Origin of the sequence: Caballeronia sp. LZ024, assembly GCF_031451455.1 — a bacterium.
GTDB classification, from domain to species: domain Bacteria; phylum Pseudomonadota; class Gammaproteobacteria; order Burkholderiales; family Burkholderiaceae; genus Caballeronia; species Caballeronia telluris.
This window is the reverse complement of sequence record NZ_JARUXL010000004.1, coordinates 910,642-931,312: the sequence shown is the minus strand read 5'-3', so window position 1 is coordinate 931,312 and position 20,671 is coordinate 910,642. Positions and strand designations below refer to the sequence as shown.

The window sequence follows — 20,671 nt, the reverse complement described above, 5'->3', positions numbered from 1 at the left end:
TATCGCGGCAATGGACCGCTCGGCGCTTCGGTCGCGGTAAGCGATCAGCGCTTTGGCGCAGACGCGTTCGACGAAGCGCCTTCGCCGCCCAGCCGGATCGTCTGTCCGTGCCGCAGCACGGTGAACGCATCGGGCGCGAGACCCGCCTTCGCGACCGCTCCGGCGAGCAGGCGCGGCGGCTCGTCGAGCGGGTCGTCGGCGAGTTCGAACGTGCCCCAGTGAATGCCGATCGCGCGCTTCGCCCGCAGATCGCGAAAGACGCGCACCGCTTCGTCCGAATCGACGTGCTGCGCGTGCATGAACCAGCGCGGCGCGTAGGCGCCGATCGGAACCAGCGCAAGATCGACGCCGCCGAATGCCTCGCCGATGTCGCTGAAATCCTTCGAGTAGCCCGTATCCCCCACGAAGCAGAACGAAAACGGGCGCACCGCGCCCTGCGGCGTCTTCACGACCCAGCCGCCCCAGAGCGTCTCGGCGCGGTCGGTCAGGCCGCGCGCCGACCAGTGCTGGCTCGGCACGAACCATACGTCGAGGCCGGCGGCGTGCGTTTCGTCGCCCCAGTCGAGTTCCTCGACGTTCGCAATGCCCTTGTCCGCCATCGACGCCTTGATCCCGAGCGGCACGAGAAAGAGCGGCGGCCCGCCCGGTTGGGCGTTGAGCGCCTGCACGCTCGCGGTATCGAGGTGGTCGTAATGGTTGTGCGAGATCAGCACGACGTCGATGTGCGGCAACTCCGCAATCGACATCGCCGCCGGCACCTTGCGCTCGGGACCGGCGAACGACACCGGCGACGCCCGTTTCGAGAACATCGGATCGGTCAGCACGTTCACGCCATCGATCTGCACGAGTGCGCTCGCATGGCCGATCCAGGTGAGCGTATCGACGCTGCGGTTCGCCTTGAGCCACGCGATATCGGGACGGTCGACCGGAAACCGGTAGCCGTTCGCGGGCGGCTTCGGCAGGCCCTGCGTCCAGCGTTCCCACTGCCATTTCAGAAACGATGCGTGCGGCAGGTCGCCGTAGTTGTTCACGTAGCCCGACGCCGTATGGCGCGCGTGATGCAGCGGCGGGCGCGTATTGGCGAGGATCGGCGCCGGGCGCTGCGGCGTTGTCTGTGCCGGCGTGCCGACGCACGCCGAAAGCAGCGCGCCGAGCATCAGTGTGGAGAGTGAGAAGCGCATCGGGACGAGTGGCCGGAAAAGTACGCATCGAATGCCTGCACTGTGCCCGAAACGCGCCGGATGCGTGCGCGCTAGCCCGCGTTGGGTTTCACGCGCTCGTCGCCAGCGGCTGCGTTCGGGCGGCGCGGCGCTGCACCGTCGCCGGGAAGACGACCGCCACGCGCAGTCCGCTCGCGCCCGAAGGCCACGGCGCGCTGCCGAGCGCCACGCTGGCGCCAAGCCGCGCGGCGATCGTCTGCACGATCGACAGCCCGAGCCCGGAGCCCGACTGGCCGCTCCCGAGCACGCGATAGAAGCGGTCGAACACGCGCTCGCGCTCGCTTTCCGGAATGCCGGGGCCGGTATCGTCGATGAAGATCGACGTCGCGCCATGTTCGACCCGCACCGACAGGTCGACGCGGCCACCCGGCGGCGTATAGCGGATCGCGTTGTCGACGAGGTTTTTCAGCATCGTCGCAAGCTCGGGTTCGCTCGTTTCCACGACGGCCGCCGCGTCGCCGACCACGCCGATGTCGAGTCTGCGCGCCTGCGCGATCGGGACCAGATCTTCCAGGATCTGCCTGAACACCGCCGCGACATGGACCGGCCCGACTCTCGCATCGGCGACATCCTGCACGCGCGCGAGTGTCAGCAACTGTTCGAGCAGCGCCCGCGTGCGCGCGATGGCCTGGCGCAGCGTCGCGAGCCGCTCGCGCGCCGGCGCCGCCAGTTCCGCCGCGTCGAGCCGCTCGGCGTGCAGCGAGAGCGCCGTGAGCGGCGAGCGCAGTTCGTGCGCGGCATCGGCGACAAACCGGCGTTGCACTTCGACCGCGTGCGCGACGCGCGCGAGCAGCCGGTTGTTCGCCACGACGAACGGCGTGATTTCGGTCGGCAGACGACCGCCTGCCGTGTCCGCGACCGGCGACAGGTCGTTTGCGTTGCGGTTGTCGAGTTCGGCGGCGAGCCGCGCGAGCGGGCGGAACGTGCGCCGCACCAGCACCGCGACGATGGCGAGCAGAACCGGCACCAGCACGATGAACGGGATCAGCGTCGCGGCGGCGCTGCTGCGCGCGATTTCGTCGCGATCGCGCGTCTGCTGGCCGATCGCGATGCGCATGCCGGCCTCGAGCGTCTTCACGATCACGCGCCATTCGAGGCCGCCGATCGTCACCGTGTGGATGCCGTCGCCGAGCGACTGCACGACCCTGAAATACGTGCCTTGCAGGGCGTCGCGCTCGGGAATGCGCTCGACGACCACTTTCGCTTCCGGCTCCTGCGTCGGCACGTAGCGGGCGGAGCCGTGCGCCATTTCGTCGACGTTGCGGCTCGTCACGAGCGACGCCACTTCGTGCAACTGCGCGTCCTGGATCAGGTTGGCTTCGTGAAATGCCGCCGCGAACGAAAACGATCCAGCGGCGAGCGCGCTCGCGAGGATCGCCACCGCGAGCCACAGCGAAAGCCTGAATTGCAGCGATTGCGTCATTTTTGCTTCGAGACCATCCATTCCACGCCCCTGACGTTTTGGGTTTTGCAGTATCGCAAGATCGTTGCCTTCGCCTGCGTCACATCTTAGCCGCATCGACACGGGCAAATGTCGCGCGCCGATGCGGTAGAGTTGCCGGGATTCAAACCACAACCACGGAGAGCACGGTCATGAAAACCAGCGCGCGTAATCATTTTTCAGGGGAAATCACCGGAATCAAGTCCGGCGCGGTCAACGACGAAATCACGCTAAAAGTGGACGGCACGACGCTCGTCGCCGTCGTCACGCAGGAAAGCACGAAGTCGCTCGGGCTCGCGGTCGGCGGGAAGGCGTCGGCGCTCATCAAGGCGTCGTCGGTGCTCGTCATGGTGGACAGCGATCCCGCCAAGATTTCGGCGCGCAACGTGCTCACCGGCACCGTCTCGAACGTCAAGCCGGGCGCGGTCAACACCGAAGTCACGATTTCGGCGGGCGGCCTGCAGATCGCGGCCATCATCACCAACGACAGCGCCACGCGCCTCGGACTCGTCAACGGCACGCCGGCCAGCGCGGTCATCAAGGCGTCGAGCGTGATCATCGCGGTGGATTGAGCGGCCGCGCGAACGGTCTTTTTGGGAATCATGCGCCGGCGAACATGACCGGCATGCAGCGAATATCCTGGCATTGAAGCGAACCGCGTCATATCCTCGGATACATTACGCATTCGCTTCAACCCGATTCGAACGTTCCCAGCGAGCCTTGCACATGGACGAATCCACCTTGCTTCAACTGGCCGGACCGGTCGTGACGATCCACGGACGCGTCGAGCGGCCGATGTCGCTCGATGTCGCCGCGCTGCGCGAATTCGAGAGCGTGTCGCTCGAACCTTTCGACCTGTTCTGCTTTACGAGCGGCCGTTTCATTCGCACGGTCGAAAGCTATCGCGGCGTGCCGTTGCGCGTGCTGCTCGATGCGTCGGGCGTGCGTCGTCCGGGAAGTTCGGACTTCAAGCGGACCGTGTTTCTCGCGCACGGACACGACGGCTACGCGGTCACTTTCTCGTGGCACGAGCTGTTCAATTCGCCGGTTGGGGACCGCGCGCTGGTCGCGTATGCGTGCGGGGAAAAAGCGCTGGAAATCGACGACGGCCTGCCCGTGCTCGTCTCCGGCGCGGATACCGTGCGTGCGCCGCGGCACGTCAAGCGCCTCACGCGCATCGAGGCGATCGTGCTCTCGCCGCCGTCGTGAACGAAGCCGCTTCGTCCGGGGACGACGCGCTCGCGCTCATCTCGGGTGCGAACGACCCGGCTTCGGCCGACACCGTCGCGTTCGCTCGCCTGATCGGCGCGCGCATCGGCTCCGGTGAACTGCTGCTGCTCGGCCTCGCGCGCTCCGAACTGGACGCGCTGATCGCACGTCATTTTCCGCGCGCCGTGACGCGCGCCGGCCTGCCGCACGCGCTGCTCTGGTCGCCGCACTGGTCTTTCGTGAGCGAACTGCGCGCGCTTCTGATCGCTCACGATGTCACCGCGGCCGCTCATCCCGCCGACGCGCACTGTCTCGCGACCATCATCGCCGCTGCTTGCCTGCGTCCCGATCATCTGTGGCGCGACCTGGGCCTTTCCGGCCGCGATGACGTCACGGCGATCCTCGAGCGCCACTATCCGCGGCTGGTCGAGCGGAACGTGAACGCGCTGCGCTGGAAGAAGTTTCTCGCGCAGGAAGTGGCGCTCGCGCATGGCCGCGCGGTCACGGGCGCGCCCGGCTGTCCCGGTTGCGAGGACTTCGGGTTCTGCTATCCGGACAGCGCGCGCTGAACAAGCTCACTGCGCGGAGGTCACGTTCACCGTCGACTGACGCGCGCCATCCCTCGCGGCTTCGCTCAAACGGTCGCGCACGAATCCGACGTGTTCGCGCAGGACATAGAACGCATCTGCATGGGCGAGCGGCATGCGCAACGTATTGAGCGATTCCTCGATCCGGTCGAGTTCGGCGACGAGCGCCTTGCGTTCGTCGGCGGTCGAATGGTCGAACGCGCGCCGTTCGATCGCGATCAGCGACCCATAGTAGCGATAGATGCGCGAGCGCACGCGCCACTGGTAGAGCGCCGGAAGCAGCCGCAACGCCGGCACCAGCAGGACCGCGACGGGCAGCAGCAGGAACAGCAGCCGGTCGACCACGCTCGCGACCCAGAACGGCATCGTGCGGAACAGCAGACTCTTGCCGGAGCGGTAATAGCGCTTGGCGTCGTCGCTGATCGCGTATTCGTGCGTGACCGGGCTCGGGAACTGTCCTGCCCGTTGCAGAAGCCCGGGCCTGCCGTGGATTTCCTGCGCGGCTTCGATGATGAGGTCCGAGATGGCCGGATGCAGATTGGGACGCGCGACGATTTCGACGGTCGGGCTGATCAGGTGCACGGTCTCGGGCGGAATGCGGCGGGCGAGGTCGAGCACGCCGGGCGGCAGGTCGATCTCATCGAGGTAGGGAAAAAGGCGCGTGTAAGCGGCGGCTTCCGTGAAATCCATCACCGAGATGCCGGGCACGCGCAACAGACGCAGCATCAGCGCGCGCGTGGCGGAATCTCCGTTGAGGATCGCCGCGTCCGCTTCGCCCGCGACCAGTTGCTTGGCGGCGTCCAGGCCGTCGCTGGGCAGCAGCGTCGTGCCCGTGCCGGCACCGTTGGCCGGTTCGATGCCGTTGGCGGCGAGCAGCTTGAGCGAGAGCATGCGCGTGCCGCTGCCTTCACGGCCGATGGCGATCCGCTTGCCGTTGAGTTGCGAAAGCTGCGTCAGGCCGCGTCCGCGATAAAACACCACGACCGGCACATAGAAGACATTGCCGAGCGAGATGAGCGACGACGTATCGAACCCGTCCGACACGCCGCCCTGCACGAGCGCCAGATCGACGTGCTGTTTCGGGTCGAGCAGGCGCTGGAGATTCTGCACCGAGCCATCGGAGAGCAGCACGTCGAGCTTGATGCCGTTGCGCGCGAGGATCTTGCGATATTCCTCGGCGGTGACGAAAAACGAACTGTCGCGCGGGCCGGCGCTCATCGTGATGGTGCGCGGCGGAGCCGGATTGATCAGCCAGACGACGAGCACCGCCATCACTACGAAGATCAGCGCGAAGGGCGCGAAGGCCACGGCCATGTCGCGCCAGGCCGCTCTCGCGTGCTCCTGCGGGAAACGCGGCCGCTGCGGACGACGATGCTTCATGAGAGCCTCATCGGATGGTCTGAACCGGCACGTCACGAGTAACGGTCTTCGCGGGGCACGGTTCGCCTTGTTCCTGCCGCGCGTCGACAGGTCTATCTTAACCCCGCGCCCGCAGCCTTTCGAGCGTGACGCGGCGGCGCGCGCATCATTCGCCGAGGTCTCTCGGTCCCGGCCATTCGGGGCGCGCATCCGGCGTCACGACGGACATGCAGGCGCCCGGCGTCACGCGCATGGGGACCGCGGCAGGGTCGAAGCCGGCGAGGCAGAAAACGTTGATGCCGTAATGGTCGGGCGCCGCGCGCTTGCGATGAAACGTGTAGATGCCGCAGCGCGAACAGAAATGGTGAAGGGCGCGTCCGGTGTTCCACCGGTATGTCGAGAGATGCTGCGCGCCTTCGAGAATCTCCAGTTGGCTCTCGTGGACCTTCGTCATCAGCGCGTTCTTCATGCGACACAGCGAGCAGTCGCAAGTCGTCAGCTCGGCGATGTCGGCATCGACGCGAAAGCGCACCGCGCCACAGTGGCAGGAACCGCGATAACTTGTCATGACATGAGGGATCGGCTGGCGCCGTGGTCTTCCTTTTCGTCTTCGGTCCCGCAGATCATCGGGCGTTCGCGCGCGCGTGTCAACGCGGCCCGGACGCCGCGCTAAGATGTGCGCTTCGCGACTCACGCCCGCTAGAACATGACCGACACCGACCCTTCATCCATGCAGCCGACGCTGACCGGCACGACGGTCGAACTGCGCCCGCTGGAGGACGACGATGCACCCGCGCTCCTTCAGGCCGCCGCCGACGGCCAGTTGTGGAACCTGACGCTGACTGTCGTGCCCGGCCCCGAAACGGTCGACCGATACATCGCCACGGCGCTCGCCGGCCGCGAAGCGCAAACCGTGATGCCCTTCGTCATCGCGATGCGCGAAACCGGTCGTATCGTCGGCAGCACGCGCTTCTGGAAGATCGACCGCGCGAACCGCAAGATGGAGATCGGCCATACGTGGCTCGCCGCATCGGTGCAGCGCTCGGGCGTCAATACGGAGGCGAAGTATCTGCTGCTGACCCACGCGTTCGATGCCATGAAGGCGGTCCGCGTGCAGTTCACGACGGACGAACTCAACGAGAAGTCGCGCGCCGCGATCCTGCGGATCGGCGCGAAGCAGGAAGGCATCGTTCGCCACGAGCGGATCATGCCCGATGGCCGCGTGCGCAACTCGGTGCGCTTCAGCATCATCGATTCGGAATGGCCCGGCGTAAAGGCGACGCTCGAAGCCCGAATGGCGCGCTAGCGTCTACGGCGCGGCTTTGCGCATGAGGCGCGCGCGGGCCTCGGCGGTGGTTTCGAAAACGCCGGCCGCGTCGTCGAACACCGACACCTTCCCGTGCCCGATGTCGTACACCCAGCCCTGCACTTGCAGCGTGCCGAGCGCGAGGCGTCCCGCCACCGCCGGATGCGTGCGCAAATGGTTCAACTGCAGGCGGATGTTTTCCTCCACCATCGCCTGCACCATCTGCTCGTCGTGCAACTTGCGCGCAAGCGCGACACTGCGCGCGGCTTCCGCGTTGCGCAGCCACGCGTGCACGGTGGGCATTTCATCGGCGATGGTCGCGCCCGACGCAAGCCCTTTCATCGCGCCGCAGTCCGAGTGGCCGCAGATCACGATCTGCCGCACGTTCAGCCCGAGCACCGCAAATTCGACGACCGCCGACACGCCGCCGAGCATCTCGCCATATGCGGGCACGATGTTGCCGATATTTCGGCACACGAAAAGCTCGCCGGGTCCGGTCTGCGTGATCATTTCGGGCGAGACGCGGGAATCGGCGCAGGTGATGAAAAGCGTGTGCGGCGCCTGATGCGCGGCGAGGCTGCGGAACAAGTCTTCGCTGTCCGGGAATACGTCGCGGCTGAACTTGTCCGCGCCCTTGAGCAGGTACAGCAGGTCGTGCTCGCCGGAATCGTTGCGGTCTTCGCGGGTGGACGAATTGTCGGACATGGAGCGGGATTCCTTGTCGAGGGTGTCTGGTTGGTGCTGCAATCATGATACGGCAAGCCGGATGACAGCATGTCAGCGGCTCTGCGGCGGCACCGGTACGCCGGCAGGCGATGCGAGCGCGAGAAAGAGCGGGTTCGGGATGTTCCGATGCGCCGGCCCAAGCGGATTTCATTGCTGCGGGCGCGAAACGCCGAAACGCCGCGATGCAGCGTTTGCGCGGCGTCGCGGCGTTTCGAAAGCCCGGCGGCGATTGTGCTCAGGCCAGCATCGAGCCTGTTTCGGCGAGGCGCGTGTGGAGCGAGAATGCGCGCGTCAGGTCGTGCGGCGTATGTCCGCCGTGCCTGAGCGCCTCGCGATAGTAGTCACGCAGCACGTCGCGATAGCGCGGATGCGCGCACTTCTCGATGATGAGCAGCGCTCGTTCGCGCGGCGCGAGGCCAGTGAGGTTCGCCAGGCCCTGCTCGGTGACGACGATGTCGACATCGTGCTCGTTGTGGTCGCAATGCGGGACCATCGGCACGATGCTGGAAATGCGGCCGTCCTTCGCCATCGATTTCGTCGCGAAGATCGCATAGGCTGCGTTGCGCGCGAAGTCGCCCGAGCCGCCGATGCCGTTCATCATGTGCGTGCCCCCGACGTGCGTCGAGTTGACGTTGCCGTAGATGTCGACTTCGAGCGCCGTGTTGATCGCAATGAGGCCGAGGCGCCGGATCACTTCCGGATGATTGCTCGCTTCCTGCGTGCGCAGCACGAGCCGGTCGCGATAGCGGTCGAGGTTGTTCAGCACGCGCTGCTGGGCCGCTGCCGAGAGCGTGATCGACGCGCCCGAGGCGAACACGACCTTGCCGGCGTCCATCAGGTCGAAGGCCGAGTCTTGCAGCACTTCGGAATAGAGCGTGAGCGCCTCGAACGGCGATTCGGCGAAGCCCGCGAGCACCGCGTTGGCGATCGTGCCGATGCCGGCCTGCACCGGGGGCAGCGTCGCCGGCAAGCGGCCGCGCGACACTTCGTGCTGGATGAATTCGATCAGGTGGCCCGCGATCAACGCGGTGTCGCTGTCGGCGGCGAGCAGGGTCGAGGGACTGTCGGGCATGTCGGTGACGACGATGGCCGCGATCTTCTCGGGCGGAATGGGGATCGCAGCGGTGCCGACACGGTCGCGCGGGCTCAGGATCGGAAGCGGTTCGCGCGCGGGGCGGCGCCCCGGAATCCACACGTCGTGGAGACCTTCGAGCGCGGCGGACTGCGCGAGGTTCAACTCGACGATTACCTTCTTCGCGAGAATCGCGAAGCTCGCCGAATTGCCGATCGACGTGGTCGGGATGATGCCGCCCGTTTCGGTGATCGCGGCCGCTTCGATGATCGCGAGGTCGAGCGGACCGAGCCGGTTCGCGCGGATCAACTCGACGGTCTCGGAGAGATGCTGATCGACGAACATGACGCGGCCGTCGTTGATCGCGCGGCGCAGGGTGGAATCGACCTGGAATGGCAGGCGGCGCGCCAGCACGCCGGCTTCGGTGAGGACGCGGTCCGTGTCGTGTCCGAGCGATGCGCCCGTCACGAGCGTGATGCGCGGCGGCGCGATACCGCGCGCGGCGTCGGCGCGCGCGCGTTCGGCGAACGCGGCCGGGACGGCCTTCGCGTCGCCCGCGCGCGTGAACCCGCTCGCGCCGACGGTCATGCCGTCGTGGATGAGGCGCGCGGCGTCGTCCGCGGTGGTGATCTTCGCGCGCAGCGCGGCGCATCGAATGCGGTCTTCGTACATGATTGGAATTCCTCGATCCATCCCCTTCCGGACGGCCTTCTTGCGTGTCTGTCGGACCGGTTCGCCGCCACTCCGCCCAAGACGATTGCCCCGGACGCTGCGACTGGCGCTGCGGTCGATGAAGCGCGGGCCGGTTCCTGAACGGAAGTCGCTCAAGCCTGCCGGCGCGGTCTGCGTCTTTGCTGGGGAGGCTCGGGCGTGCGCTGGGCCGCGCGGTGCGTTCACGTCGTACACTGCGTGATCTGCTGTTGCGCGGTGGCGTTGCTGGCGGCGGGAGCCGGGTTTGCGCACGCGCGATCGAGATTGCGGACAGCGACAATGCGGCGAGCGCAATCTTAAGCGACTTCGCCTCCTTCACCTTGTCGAAACGGGTGGGCCGAGGCAGTGGCGAGACCATATGTCGCGCCCCGCGCCGAGATAAATCGACGCCCAAATCCGTCGCGGCGGAAAATCAGGCAAAATTCAGGGTTCGGCACCGGCCTGCGCCTCGCCGCAGCGCCCCCGCCGCCGGTTTCCGACCAGCTTCCCAACCCGATTCTCGAACTTGAGACAAGCGATGAGTACCCAGCAACCGACGATCATCTACACCCTCACCGACGAAGCACCGCTGCTCGCGACCAGTGCCTTCCTGCCCATCATCCGCACGTTCACCGCGCCGGCAGGGATCAACGTCGAGACGAGCGACATCTCGGTGGCGGGCCGCATCCTGGGCGAATTCCCGGAATTCCTGACCGAAGATCAGCGCGTTCCCGACAACCTCGCCGAACTCGGACGCCTCACGCTCCTGCCCGACACCAACATCATCAAGCTGCCGAACATCAGCGCATCGGTGCATCAGCTGATCGGCGCGATCAAGGAGTTGCAGTTGAAGGGCTACAAGGTGCCGGACTTCCCGGAAGAGCCGAAGACCGACGCCGAGAACGCGATCCGCCAGCGCTACTCGAAGTGCCTCGGCAGTGCGGTGAACCCGGTGCTGCGCGAAGGCAACTCGGACCGCCGCGCGCCCGCCGCCGTCAAGAACTACGCGAAGAAGAATCCGCACAGCATGGGCGAGTGGAGCATGGCGTCGCGCACGCACGTCGCGCACATGAAGCACGGCGACTTCTATCATGGCGAAAAGTCGATGACGCTCGACCGCGCGCGCGAAGTCAAGATGGAACTCGTGACGAAGAGCGGCAAGACCATCGTGCTGAAGCCGAAGGTCAAGCTGCTGGAAGGCGAGATCATCGACAGCATGTTCATGAGCAAGAAGGCCCTCTGCGACTTCTACGAAGAGCAGATGGAAGACGCACGCAAGACCGACGTGATGTTCTCGCTGCACGTCAAGGCGACGATGATGAAGGTCTCGCACCCGATCGTCTTCGGCCACGCGGTCAAGATTTTCTACAAGGAAGCGTTCGAAAAGCACGGCGCGCTCTTCGACGAACTCGGCGTGAACGTGAACAACGGTCTCGTCAACCTGTACGACAAGCTGGATTCGCTGACGAGCACGAAGCGCGAAGAAATCATCCGCGATCTGCACGCGTGCCACGAGCATCGTCCGGAACTCGCAATGGTCGATTCGGCAAAGGGCATCTCGAACCTGCACGCGCCGAACGACGTGATCGTCGATGCGTCGATGCCCGCGATGATCCGCATCGGCGGCAAGATGTGGGGCGCAGACGGCCGTCCGAAGGACACCAAGGCGGTGATTCCGGAGAGCACGTTCGCGCGCATCTATCAGGAAATCATCAACTTCTGCAAGACCAATGGCGCGTTCGATCCGCGCACGATGGGCACGGTGCCGAACGTCGGCCTGATGGCGCAGAAGGCGGAAGAATACGGTTCGCACGACAAGACGTTCGAAGTACCGGAAGCGGGCGAAGCGCGCATCGTCGATAACGAAACGGGCGACGTGCTGCTCGTGCAGAACGTCGAAGAAGGCGATATCTGGCGCATGTGCCAGGTGAAGGACGCGCCGATCCGCGACTGGGTGAAGCTCGCCGTCACGCGTGCGCGCAACTCGGGTATGCCGGCGGTGTTCTGGCTCGACCCGTATCGTCCGCACGAAGCCGAACTCATCAAGAAGGTCGAGACGTATCTGAAGGACTATGACACCGAAGGCCTCGACATCCAGATCATGTCGCAGGTTCGCGCGATGCGTTACACGCTCGAACGCGTGATTCGCGGGCTCGACACGATTTCCGTGACCGGCAACATCCTGCGCGACTATCTCACCGACCTGTTCCCGATCATGGAACTCGGCACGAGCGCGAAGATGCTGTCGATTGTTCCGCTGATGGCGGGCGGCGGCATGTACGAAACCGGTGCGGGCGGTTCAGCGCCGAAGCACGTGAAGCAACTGGTCGAAGAGAACCATCTGCGCTGGGATTCGCTCGGCGAGTTCCTCGCGCTCGCGGTGTCGCTGGAAGATCTCGGCATCAAGACCGGCAACGCGAAGGCGAAGATCCTGGCGAAAACGCTCGACGCCGCGACGGGCAAGCTGCTCGACAATAACAAGAATCCGTCGCCGAAGACCGGTCAGCTCGACAACCGCGGCAGCCAGTTCTACCTCGCGATGTACTGGGCGCAGGAACTCGCGTCGCAGACGGAAGACGCGGGGCTGGCCGAGCAGTTCGCGCCGCTCGCCAAGCGTCTTGCCGAAAACGAGCAGGCGATCGTCGCGGAACTGACGGATGTGCAGGGAGAACCGGCGGATATCGGCGGCTACTACAAGCCCGATTTCGACAAGCTCGATGCCGTGATGCGTCCGAGCAAGACGCTGAACGCGACGCTCGCTGCGACGCACGGTTAAGTTTTCAGCCTTCGAGTTTCAGATGTACGCTGGCCGCCCGCGAGGGCGGCCTTTTTTTTGCCCGCGCCGCCGATCCCTTCCTTCGCGGCCACTCTTGAAACGGGTATCCGCGATCCGAGTCGCCGCGCACACTTGCGGCACGCGTGAGCGCCGGGCGATTGTTCGCCGATTGGCAAGAGTGATTTCGTTCTATCAGCATGGTAGTTCGATAGATGCGACCTAAACTGAATTTTATCGACTGTCGCGAACGACGACCCATGTACGCGCGCGACGCTGCTTAACTCGCCATCGTCTTCATCGACGGCCATTCAGGGGCATCGCCATGTTCGGGATTCTGGAAGCCGTGTCGTACCTCGCGGCGCTTTTGTTGTATCTCGCGCCAGCCATCGTCGCGGACATTCGCTCGCGCGACGACGCGTTCGCCATCACGATCGTGAACGTGCTGCTCGGCTGGACGATCGTCGGATGGATTGCAGCGTTCGTGTGGGCGCGTCATCCGGTGAGCGAGAGGCGCCTCGCGCGCGCGGCGAAAAGCACGCGCAGGGCGATTGCGAAGATGACCATCGACGCGCTCGTCGCACGTTCGCGCCGCCGTCGCGTGGCGTGAACGCGCGTCATCGCTTCGTGTAGCGCAGCCAGACCGCGTCGTGCTCGATCTTCTCGACCGACGCCAGTTTCAGGTACGACGGCGCTTTCCACTGTTGCATCGCCACTTCGAACGACGACGGGTGTTCGTCGCGGCCATCGACGAGCGGCAGGATCAGCACGCTGACTTCATCGACGAGCCCCGCATGCACGAACGCGCCGCTCACGTGCGAGCCACCTTCTACGATCAGCTTCTTCACGTTCAGTTCGCGCGCGAGCGTCTCGACGACCGAAGCGAGGTCGATGTGCGACTTGCCGCCGAACAGATACGATGCGCCGATCGATTGCAGATAGGCGAGGAAGTCGTCCGGCACTGCTTCGCTTAACACTTCGACCACGTGCGATTCGAGCGCCGTGTCGCTTTTCCACGCGACGCGGCCTTGCGGATCGATCGAGATCGCGTATTGCGAGGCGTCGCGTTTCACGAAATGGTTAGTGCGCGCAATCGGCGATTTCGCGAGACCCTTCGGATAATCCTTGCCATGCGAAATTTCCTGCATGGTCACGCGCCCGCAGATCCAGCCATCGGCCTCGAACGTCGCGGCGGTGCGCTCGTAGAGATCGCTCGCATAGTCGAGATGCCAGCCGTCGGTGAGACTGCGGCCATCCACCGACGACATCATGTGGGCAACGATATAAGGCTTCATCGGGGCGGACTCCTTGCAATGGACGGAAGATCCGTCTGCGCAGCAAGTGCCGTTCCGCGAGCCGCGTCCTTAGCACCAGACGACGCGGTCGTAGCCGACCGTGCGGCGAAAGACGTGCCGGTCGCCCCACGTGGTGTACTCCATGTACGCACATTCGAGCACTACGATCCAGTGACGCAAATTCATCGACGTTCTCCTTTTGCTTGGCCCGTCGCCGTTTTGACATGATTCAAGTCTAGCGACGCCGCACGCGGACAATTGGGCGAACAGAGGCACCTGTCGGGCTCAGTTCGCCTCACGAGCGGAAGGGGCGTCACACGGGCTGACTAGCCGTGACGCGCGATGCAAGGCGGCGCAAAGTCACGGGCGCCCGCAGGAGAAAGATGGGCGTGCTCCGGCCGGGCGACTGGCGAGAGCACGAACCCGTATGGACCGCTATTTGAAGTCGCTGGTTTCGAGTTCCACCGACTGTCCGCCATTGTGATCGAGCACGCGCCGCGCGGCCTCTTCGATGCGCACGCGGCTGCCTTCGAAGGTGCTCAAGAGTGCATGAGAAGACGTGCCGGCATTGCCGAAATGATCGTTGAGCGCATCGAGAGACACACTGCACCAGACCTCACGGCCGTCGACATTGGCTTCGAACGCGACGCGCGAAGCAGCTACGATGTGACGGCGGCCGCTGAATTCAATATTCATGTCATCTCTCCGTGATTGAGTCGCAAAGCCTCGTCTAGCACGGCGTGTGCCAGCGGACAGGCGCCGGCCCGTGACGCCGGCCGCGCGCAAATCCTCGCGCGGCGCTTCCAATTATAGGAACACCCTACGGCTTTTCCGGGAGCATTTTGCAGGCGTCTTGCAACGGACCGCAATCAGGGCGCAGGGCGCCGGCGCGCGCGCCGTTTCAGCACTTGCGAAACGGCTTCGCGCACGCATTCGGCAACGAGCCCGGACGCCTGCGTAGGCACCGCGCTTGTCGGGCGCGCAATCACGAGCGGCTGGCGCACGGTCGCTTCGCGAATCGGCCGCTCGACGATGCCCGGCACTGGTGTATTCGTCGCGCCCTGCGTAATCAGCAGCGAAACGCCGAGCCCGTTCGCGACCATGCCCCTCACCAGTTCCATCGACGTCGCCCGGTAGCGGACCTCCGGCGCGAGCCCGAACTGCCAGAACGGCGCCATCAGGAAATCGCGGCTGTGCGGCAGGTCGATGAGGATGAACGGTTCTTTCGCAAGTTCGGCGAGCGCAATCGCGCCGCGCCTTCTGGCAAGACGCGATTGCTCCGGCACGAGCGCGTAAGGTTGCAGTTCGGCCAGGCATTCGCGCGCGATCTCGGAGGGCAATGCGACGTCGTAGGTCAGCGCGAGTTCGATGCGCCCGCTCTTCAGCCACGCTTCGATATCAGCGAGATCGCCTTCGACGAAACGCACTGTGAGATTCGGATATCGCTCGCGTGCGATGCGCAGCACGAGCGGCAGATACACCGGCGCGATCGTGCTGAAGACGCCAATCTGCACTTCGCCGCGTGAGGGGTCGCCGCCGTCGTCGGCCTCGAAAGCAGCGGCGGCCTTGAGGAGCCGCCGTGCTTCGTCGAGCTTGCGCGTGCCGAAGCGCGTCAGCGTCATTTTCGTTCCCGGGCCGCGCGCGAAGAGGTTTTCGCCAAACAGCGCCTCCAGTTCGCGGACCGCGACCGAGATGGACGGTTGCGACACGCTCAGTTCGTTTGCAGCGGCGGTCGTGCTGCCCGACTGCGCCGCGGCGACGAAATAGCGAAGCAGGCGCAACGAGACGGTCATTAGAAAATCCTATAAGACCTATTTCAATCTGATATTTTACTTGATAGCTTGCAGCGAACAGAATCGGCCAATCGACGAATCTGGGAAGGAGATCGACGTGAGCGTAGACGCGCTGCCGCTGGCCGGCATCCATGTGATCGATTTTTCCCGCGTGCTCGCGGGTCCTTACTGCACCGCGCTGCTCGCCGATCTGGGCGCGGAAGTCATCAAGATCGAGCCGCCCGACGGCGACGATTACCGCTCGGTCGGCCCTTTCAGCGACGGCGAGAGCGGCCTCTTCGGCGCGCTGAACCGCAACAAGCAGAGCATCGTCATTGACCTGAAGACCGACGCCGGACGCACGCTCGCGCAAACACTGTGCGCGTGGGCGGATGTCGTCGTGGAAAATTTCCGGCCGGGCGTCGCCGACAAGCTCGGCATCGGCCATGCGCAGTTGAGCGAAGTGAACCCGGCGCTCGTCTATGCAAGCGTGTCGGGATTCGGGCAGACGGGACCGCATGCGCACCGGCCGGCCTACGACATCATCCTGCAAGCGATGTGCGGCCTGATGGACGCGACCGGTTCGCCCGACGGCCCGCCCACGCTCGTCGGCGAATCGGTGTCGGACGTGGTGAGCGGACTGTTCGCGTCGTGGGGCGTGCTGGCCGCCCTGCTGGCGCGCGAAAAGACCGGGCGCGGCACCCACGTCGACGTGTCGATGTTCGATGCGACGCTCGCCCTCTCGGCCACGCTCGTCGCGCGTTATGCGGCGACGGGCATCGCGCCCGTGCGCACGGGCAACCGGCATGCGTCATCGGCGCCGTTCGGGGCGTATCGTGCCGCCGATGGCTTCTTCGTCGTGGCGGTGCTGAACAACCGCCTCTTCGATGCGTTCGCCCAGGCGATCGACGCGCCGCAACTCGCGAGCGACCCGCGCTTCGCGGACGATCAGTCGCGCTGCGAGAACGAAGCGGCGCTGCGGGACGCGATCGAAAGCTGGTCGCGCGAGCGGTCGGTGGAAGAGGTCAACGCGATGCTCGAAGCCGCGCGCATTCCGGTCGCGCCGATCCGCAACGTCCGGCAGGCGCTCGAAAGCGAACACGCGGCATTTCGCGGCTTGTTGAGCGAGACGCCGCATACTGGTGGCCGCGCGCGGCGGCTGCCTTCGCAGCCGGTGAAGTTCTCGGGGTACGCGGGCAATCGCGTGACGCGCGCACCCGCGCTCGGCGAGCATACCGACGCGATCCTGCGCGGCCAGCTCGGCATGAACGCGAGCCAGATCGAAGCGTTGCGTCGGCTGGGCGCCTTCGGAAACGCCGTGCAGAAGGAGAGCGATCATGTTTAAGCGACTCGGCATCGAAGACGGCGACATCGACATCGCCGATGCGGTCGCGCGCTTCGCGCAGAGCGAGCTTGCGCCGCAAGCGGCCATCGTGGACCGCGACGAAATCGCGGCGACGCGCTATGTTGCGCAACTAGGCGAACTCGGTGTCATGGGCATGAACGTGCCCGAACGCTGGGGCGGCAGCGGTGCAACGCCTGCGTCGATCGTTCTGGCGCTCGTCGAGATCGCGCGGGCGTGCGCGGCGACATCGTCGATGATTGGCGCCCACTATCTCGCGACCGATTCGATCCTGATCGCCGGCGACGATGCACAGCGCGAGCGCTTTCTTCCCGACGCAGCGGCGGGGCGCAAGCTCGGCGCGTTCGCGCTCACCGAGCCGCGCGCCGGCTCGAATCCCGCCGACATGGCGACGCGCGCCACGCCCGAAGGCGAGGGCTACCGGCTCTGCGGCATGAAGCACTTCATCTCGAACGCGCACGCGGCCGACTTCATCGTCGTCTATGCGAAGACGAACGTAGACGCGGGGGTGCGCGGGATCAGCGCGTTCGTGGTCGACCGGCACGCGGCGGGTGTCGATGTCGGGCCGCCCGAGAAACTGATGGGCATTCACGGGGCGCCCGCGCATGAAGTGTCTCTCGACTGCTTCGTGCCCGCCGTCAACCGGCTCGGTGCCGAGGGCAGCGGCTTTCGCACGGCGATGAAGGTGCTGGACAGCAGCCGGCTCGATGTGGCGGCGACGGCGCTCGGCATCGCCGAAGCAGCGCTCGCGCACGCGGTCGGCTGGGTGAAGCAGCGTCAGGTGGGCGGCGAGCCGCTCGCGCACAAGCAGGGGCTGCAATGGGTTCTCGCGGACATGAAGACGCGGCTCGAAGCCGCCTGGCTTCTCACGCTTCAGGCGGCGGCGCGGCGCGCGGCGGGCGAGCCGTTCACCGACGCTGCTTCGATGGCGAAGCTCTACGCCACGGAGATGGCCGGCTTCGTCACGGATGCCGCCTTGCAGATGCACGGCGGTTACGGCTACACGCGCGAGTTGCCGCTCGAACGGCTCGTGCGCGACGCGCGCATCCTGCGTATCTATGAAGGATCGTCGGAGATCCAGCGCACGGTCATCGCGCGGGCGTTGCTCGCGTGAGCGGCGTCATCACGACTTCGGAACGCGGCCCATCAAGAAGAACTCGTCGTTGGGCTGCATCGAAATCACGTTCGCCATCCGGTTCGAGAGCCCGAAGAACGCCGTGATGGCGGCGATGTCCCAGATGCCCTCGTCGGAGAAGCCGTGCTCGCGCAGCGCCGCGAAATCCGCTTCATCGACACTGCCCGACGCGCGGCATACCTTCAGCGCGAAGTCGAGCATCGCCTTTTGCCGGGGCGTGATGTCCGCCTTGCGATGATTGACCGCGATTTGGTCGGCGACCAGCGTATTTTTTTCATAGATGCGCAGGATCGCCCCATGCGCGACGACGCAATAAAGACACTCGTTCACCGCGCTCGTCGCGACCACGATCATTTCGCGCTCGCCTTTCGTGAGGCCGCCTTCCTTGAGCATCAGCGCGTCGTGGTACGCGAAGAACGCGCGGAATTCGTCGGGGCGATGCGCGAGCGTGAGGAACACGTTCGGCACGAAACCGGCCTTTTCCTGCACTGCGACGATGCGTGCGCGGATATCGTCGGGCCAGGCAGCGGGATCGGGTACGGGGTAACGGCTGATCGGTTTCGCGTTCGTCATCGGGGTCTCCGTGGTCGGGAATCTCGCGCCAGAGCGGCGTCGGCCGATTGTAGCGGCTCGTGGTTCGGGAGCGCCGAAGGCCGCGCCTCGGCGTTTTCCCGTAGAAATGCGTCGAAGGTATGCCGGTTGCTAACAGAGTGCTTTCTTGGACAATCGACGCAAAAGGGCGCAACGACGGCGCATGGAATCCTACGAACGCACTCCGCGAGAAACGATCTGGCGCATTCCGCAAGCGGCATCGCCGATTGACGAAAAGCGCGTCCTGATCGCCGACGACGACCTCAACGCCACGCGCGCCACGATGCTTGCGCTGGAGGATGCGGGCTTCGTCGTGCGCGCGGCGCACACGGGGCTCGATGCGGTCGGCGTGGCGCGCAAATGGCGGCCGGCCACCGTGCTGCTCGACCTGACGATGCCGCTCGGCGACGGCTGGGAGGCGGCTGAAGTGATCCGAGGGTCGGACCCCGGCATGCTGCTGATGGCGCACACGAGTTCCACCGACTACGCGGACTGGCAGCGCTCGCGTCGCAGTGGTTTCGACGCGTACTTTGTCAAGCCGACCGAGCCGGCGCGGATCATCGAAGTGATCGAGCAGTATTTTCTTCAGCAGCCGGGTTCGCGCACGTAGGTCGGGCGCGCGGTGACGCGCCTTCGTTTGACCGGCTATTCATCGCGTGGGAGCGGTGTCTGGGTCGCGGTCATGTATTGGGAGAGGTGAGGGTGCGAGAGCGCAAGCACATTCAGAAGCGATACGCCGAGTTCGCGCGCGAATTCGTCGTCTAGCCGGAAGTCCGATTCCGACAGGAGAATGGGCGCTTCGAGAACCTGTGCGGTCAATGCGGAGAGCTTGTCCGTCTCAACCACATGTATCAAAAGTTGTTCCTCGTGCTGCGCATAAGACAGCACGATGGATGACGGCTTATGTGTCGGTGCCATAAAATTCTGACTAACGCAGTTTGCCGACTTCGATTGGCCTTTTCAAATCAATATTCATTGAGTCGAATTCCACCGCAATCTCAGCACCGACCGTCGAATACAGGTAGACCGTATAGTTTCCTTTCCGCTTGTCGTGCGCTGACTTGGCGAGGAGGCTTTGCGCTTGCTGAAATGCCTGGCTGTTCGATTCGACCACTTCTATTGCATTCACAATGTTCAGCGCGCCGCCATCCTCGATTCCGAGTCGCGTAACGCCGCTGAAAGTGATCGTTGCCTCGCGTTCGCTTTCGAACAGTCCAAGAACAAGTGTATCGGGAACCCTTCGGTTAGCCGTGCCCCGAATAATGATCGCTTCCAGATACCAGTCGTGAAAGTGTCCATGCTCGGAAAGCTGGTCAGAGATTTCGTTCATATGTTGCCAAGATGACTCGCAGTATTTTCAAGCACGTGTCGCTCCCGCACCTGCGCGCATTCGTTGCCGAAAAAAGATTTGTTTATAGAAGGTCGGATAGCTAAATACCGGCCGCATCGAACGACGCGATACTGCGGTCATGCAAAGCCGACGCGATAAGCCACGCGTTCGCGCCCGCAGCTTCGGCCGCGCGCAAATCGTCGATGTGACGCACGCCGCCCGCGCCAGCGATCGTTCGATCGTTTCCCGCTCGGCGCCGGATATCGGCGAGCGTTGCGAGATCAGGGCCGCTGTACGAGCCGACGCGGTCGAGCGACATCGCGATCACGCGCGCGGGCCAGCGCGATGCGTCATGCCACAGCGCGGGATCGCCGAGCGGCGCATCGAGCCGGCGGTCGAGCGAGAGCACCGCATCGTGCGCGAACGCGTGAATTGGTTCTGCGCGCAAGGTCTCGCTGCCGAAGACCGGCGTGACGACCGCGCCGTCTTCCCGCAACGAGGCAATCGTGTCGAGCGCGGACGCGCCGTCGGTGAAACCCGCATCGAGCCACAATTCGACGCCGGGCAGCGCGCGGGCGAGACGCACGAGCGCGGTCCGCTGCGGCGCGCCGCGCATGATGCCGTCGAGGTCCGCGACGTAGAGCACGGGCGCCGCGCAATAGTCGACGAGCGCGCGCGCGACGACAGCCGGATCGCTGCCGCTGCACAGTTGCGACTGCACCGGCCGATAGCGGCTGCGCTCGCCGCGCACCGCATGGACGGCGACGCCGTCCAGAAGATCGACGACGGGGATGATCCGCAT

At 65.1% G+C, this 20,671-nt stretch carries 22 protein-coding genes; 9 read left to right on the top strand and 13 right to left on the bottom strand.

Translation table 11 applies throughout. The features are described from left to right. Positions 1 to 44 precede the first annotated feature (44 nt). Together QCE48_RS26490 and QCE48_RS26485 are read right to left on the bottom strand one after the other, a co-directional pair. Positions 45 to 1,181, bottom strand: coding sequence for an MBL fold metallo-hydrolase (locus QCE48_RS26490; RefSeq protein WP_309783414.1), 1,137 nt, complete (start codon positions 1,179 to 1,181; stop codon positions 45 to 47). Positions 1,182 to 1,269: 88 nt separating this feature from the next. Next, entirely contained in the window at positions 1,270 to 2,664 is a 1,395-nt protein-coding gene (locus QCE48_RS26485; protein ID WP_404982221.1) for an ATP-binding protein, read from the bottom strand. A 149-nt stretch (positions 2,665 to 2,813) separates the two neighbouring features. Between QCE48_RS26485 and QCE48_RS26480 the strand changes: the two genes are divergently transcribed. The 3 genes from QCE48_RS26480 (at position 2,814) to QCE48_RS26470 (ending at position 4,439) form a co-directional block, all read left to right on the top strand. Continuing rightward, on the top strand, positions 2,814 to 3,233 hold the full coding sequence (locus QCE48_RS26480) for a TOBE domain-containing protein (protein WP_309783409.1): 420 nt from the start codon (positions 2,814 to 2,816) through the stop codon (positions 3,231 to 3,233). Between the two features lie 154 nt (positions 3,234 to 3,387). Continuing rightward, positions 3,388 to 3,870, top strand: coding sequence for a molybdopterin-dependent oxidoreductase (locus tag QCE48_RS26475; protein WP_309783407.1), 483 nt, complete (start codon positions 3,388 to 3,390; stop codon positions 3,868 to 3,870). Further along, entirely contained in the window at positions 3,867 to 4,439 is a 573-nt protein-coding gene (locus QCE48_RS26470; protein ID WP_309783405.1) for a nitrogen fixation protein NifQ, read from the top strand. Before QCE48_RS26475 ends, QCE48_RS26470 begins: the two co-directional genes overlap by 4 nt. A 6-nt stretch (positions 4,440 to 4,445) precedes the next feature. On the opposite strand, the gene QCE48_RS26465 is transcribed toward QCE48_RS26470, so the two are convergent. Together QCE48_RS26465 and QCE48_RS26460 are read right to left on the bottom strand one after the other, a co-directional pair. Beyond that, positions 4,446 to 5,837: a TAXI family TRAP transporter solute-binding subunit gene (locus QCE48_RS26465; RefSeq protein WP_309783402.1), complete on the bottom strand. Its 1,392-nt coding sequence runs from the start codon at positions 5,835 to 5,837 to the stop codon at positions 4,446 to 4,448. A 145-nt stretch (positions 5,838 to 5,982) separates the two neighbouring features. Then, positions 5,983 to 6,384, bottom strand: a complete 402-nt coding sequence (locus QCE48_RS26460) for a GFA family protein (RefSeq protein ID WP_309783400.1) — start codon at positions 6,382 to 6,384, stop codon at positions 5,983 to 5,985. A 138-nt stretch (positions 6,385 to 6,522) separates the two neighbouring features. Between QCE48_RS26460 and QCE48_RS26455 the strand changes: the two genes are divergently transcribed. Continuing rightward, a complete protein-coding gene (locus tag QCE48_RS26455) occupies positions 6,523 to 7,122 on the top strand; it encodes a GNAT family protein (RefSeq protein WP_309783397.1) in 600 nt (199 codons plus the stop codon). A gap of 3 nt (positions 7,123 to 7,125) precedes the next feature. On the opposite strand, the gene QCE48_RS26450 is transcribed toward QCE48_RS26455, so the two are convergent. Both QCE48_RS26450 and QCE48_RS26445 read right to left on the bottom strand, forming a co-directional pair. Then, positions 7,126 to 7,827: a carbonic anhydrase gene (locus QCE48_RS26450; protein ID WP_309783395.1), complete on the bottom strand. Its 702-nt coding sequence runs from the start codon at positions 7,825 to 7,827 to the stop codon at positions 7,126 to 7,128. Between the two features lie 256 nt (positions 7,828 to 8,083). Next, positions 8,084 to 9,592 carry a succinate CoA transferase gene (locus tag QCE48_RS26445; protein ID WP_309783393.1) on the bottom strand — a complete coding sequence of 503 codons (1,509 nt, stop codon included), beginning with the start codon at positions 9,590 to 9,592 and terminating at the stop codon, positions 8,084 to 8,086. Positions 9,593 to 10,148: 556 nt separating this feature from the next. Here QCE48_RS26445 and QCE48_RS26440 point away from each other — a divergent pair. Then, positions 10,149 to 12,386 carry an NADP-dependent isocitrate dehydrogenase gene (locus tag QCE48_RS26440; RefSeq protein WP_309783392.1) on the top strand — a complete coding sequence of 746 codons (2,238 nt, stop codon included), beginning with the start codon at positions 10,149 to 10,151 and terminating at the stop codon, positions 12,384 to 12,386. 322 nt (positions 12,387 to 12,708) lie between these two features. Next, the gene (locus tag QCE48_RS26435; protein WP_309783390.1) at positions 12,709 to 12,993 is read left to right on the top strand and encodes a superinfection immunity protein; all 285 of its coding nucleotides are present in this window, start codon (positions 12,709 to 12,711) and stop codon (positions 12,991 to 12,993) included. A 7-nt stretch (positions 12,994 to 13,000) separates the two neighbouring features. Here QCE48_RS26435 and QCE48_RS26430 read toward each other — a convergent pair whose 3' ends face one another. The 3 genes from QCE48_RS26430 to QCE48_RS26420 all read right to left on the bottom strand — a co-directional run bounded on the left by QCE48_RS26430 (position 13,001) and on the right by QCE48_RS26420 (position 15,471). Then, on the bottom strand, positions 13,001 to 13,678 hold the full coding sequence (locus QCE48_RS26430) for a dihydrofolate reductase family protein (RefSeq protein WP_309783388.1): 678 nt from the start codon (positions 13,676 to 13,678) through the stop codon (positions 13,001 to 13,003). A gap of 435 nt (positions 13,679 to 14,113) precedes the next feature. After that, entirely contained in the window at positions 14,114 to 14,374 is a 261-nt protein-coding gene (locus QCE48_RS26425; protein ID WP_087628543.1) for a DUF1488 domain-containing protein, read from the bottom strand. A gap of 173 nt (positions 14,375 to 14,547) precedes the next feature. Further along, the gene (locus tag QCE48_RS26420) at positions 14,548 to 15,471 is read right to left on the bottom strand and encodes a LysR family transcriptional regulator (RefSeq protein WP_309783385.1); all 924 of its coding nucleotides are present in this window, start codon (positions 15,469 to 15,471) and stop codon (positions 14,548 to 14,550) included. Between the two features lie 97 nt (positions 15,472 to 15,568). On the opposite strand from QCE48_RS26420, the gene QCE48_RS26415 reads away from it, so the two are divergent. Further along, positions 15,569 to 16,795, top strand: a complete 1,227-nt coding sequence (locus QCE48_RS26415) for a CoA transferase (protein ID WP_309783384.1) — start codon at positions 15,569 to 15,571, stop codon at positions 16,793 to 16,795. Continuing rightward, complete coding sequence (locus tag QCE48_RS26410) at positions 16,788 to 17,927, top strand: acyl-CoA dehydrogenase family protein (RefSeq protein WP_309783381.1); 1,140 nt, start codon at positions 16,788 to 16,790, stop codon at positions 17,925 to 17,927. Before QCE48_RS26415 ends, QCE48_RS26410 begins: the two co-directional genes overlap by 8 nt. A gap of 9 nt (positions 17,928 to 17,936) precedes the next feature. Here the strand turns inward: QCE48_RS26410 and QCE48_RS26405 are convergent, their stop codons facing one another. Then, positions 17,937 to 18,521, bottom strand: coding sequence for a peroxidase-related enzyme (locus QCE48_RS26405; protein WP_309783379.1), 585 nt, complete (start codon positions 18,519 to 18,521; stop codon positions 17,937 to 17,939). A 181-nt stretch (positions 18,522 to 18,702) separates the two neighbouring features. Here QCE48_RS26405 and QCE48_RS26400 point away from each other — a divergent pair, with 181 nt between their 5' ends. Further along, complete coding sequence (locus QCE48_RS26400; protein ID WP_309783377.1) at positions 18,703 to 19,149, top strand: response regulator; 447 nt, start codon at positions 18,703 to 18,705, stop codon at positions 19,147 to 19,149. Positions 19,150 to 19,184: 35 nt separating this feature from the next. Here the strand turns inward: QCE48_RS26400 and QCE48_RS26395 are convergent, their stop codons facing one another. The 3 genes from QCE48_RS26395 to QCE48_RS26385 all read right to left on the bottom strand — a co-directional run bounded on the left by QCE48_RS26395 (position 19,185) and on the right by QCE48_RS26385 (position 20,671). Further along, the gene (locus QCE48_RS26395) at positions 19,185 to 19,457 is read right to left on the bottom strand and encodes a hypothetical protein (protein WP_309783375.1); all 273 of its coding nucleotides are present in this window, start codon (positions 19,455 to 19,457) and stop codon (positions 19,185 to 19,187) included. A 10-nt stretch (positions 19,458 to 19,467) separates the two neighbouring features. Then, the gene (locus QCE48_RS26390; RefSeq protein WP_309783373.1) at positions 19,468 to 19,869 is read right to left on the bottom strand and encodes a hypothetical protein; all 402 of its coding nucleotides are present in this window, start codon (positions 19,867 to 19,869) and stop codon (positions 19,468 to 19,470) included. Positions 19,870 to 19,969: 100 nt separating this feature from the next. After that, complete coding sequence (locus QCE48_RS26385; protein WP_309783371.1) at positions 19,970 to 20,671, bottom strand: HisA/HisF-related TIM barrel protein; 702 nt, start codon at positions 20,669 to 20,671, stop codon at positions 19,970 to 19,972.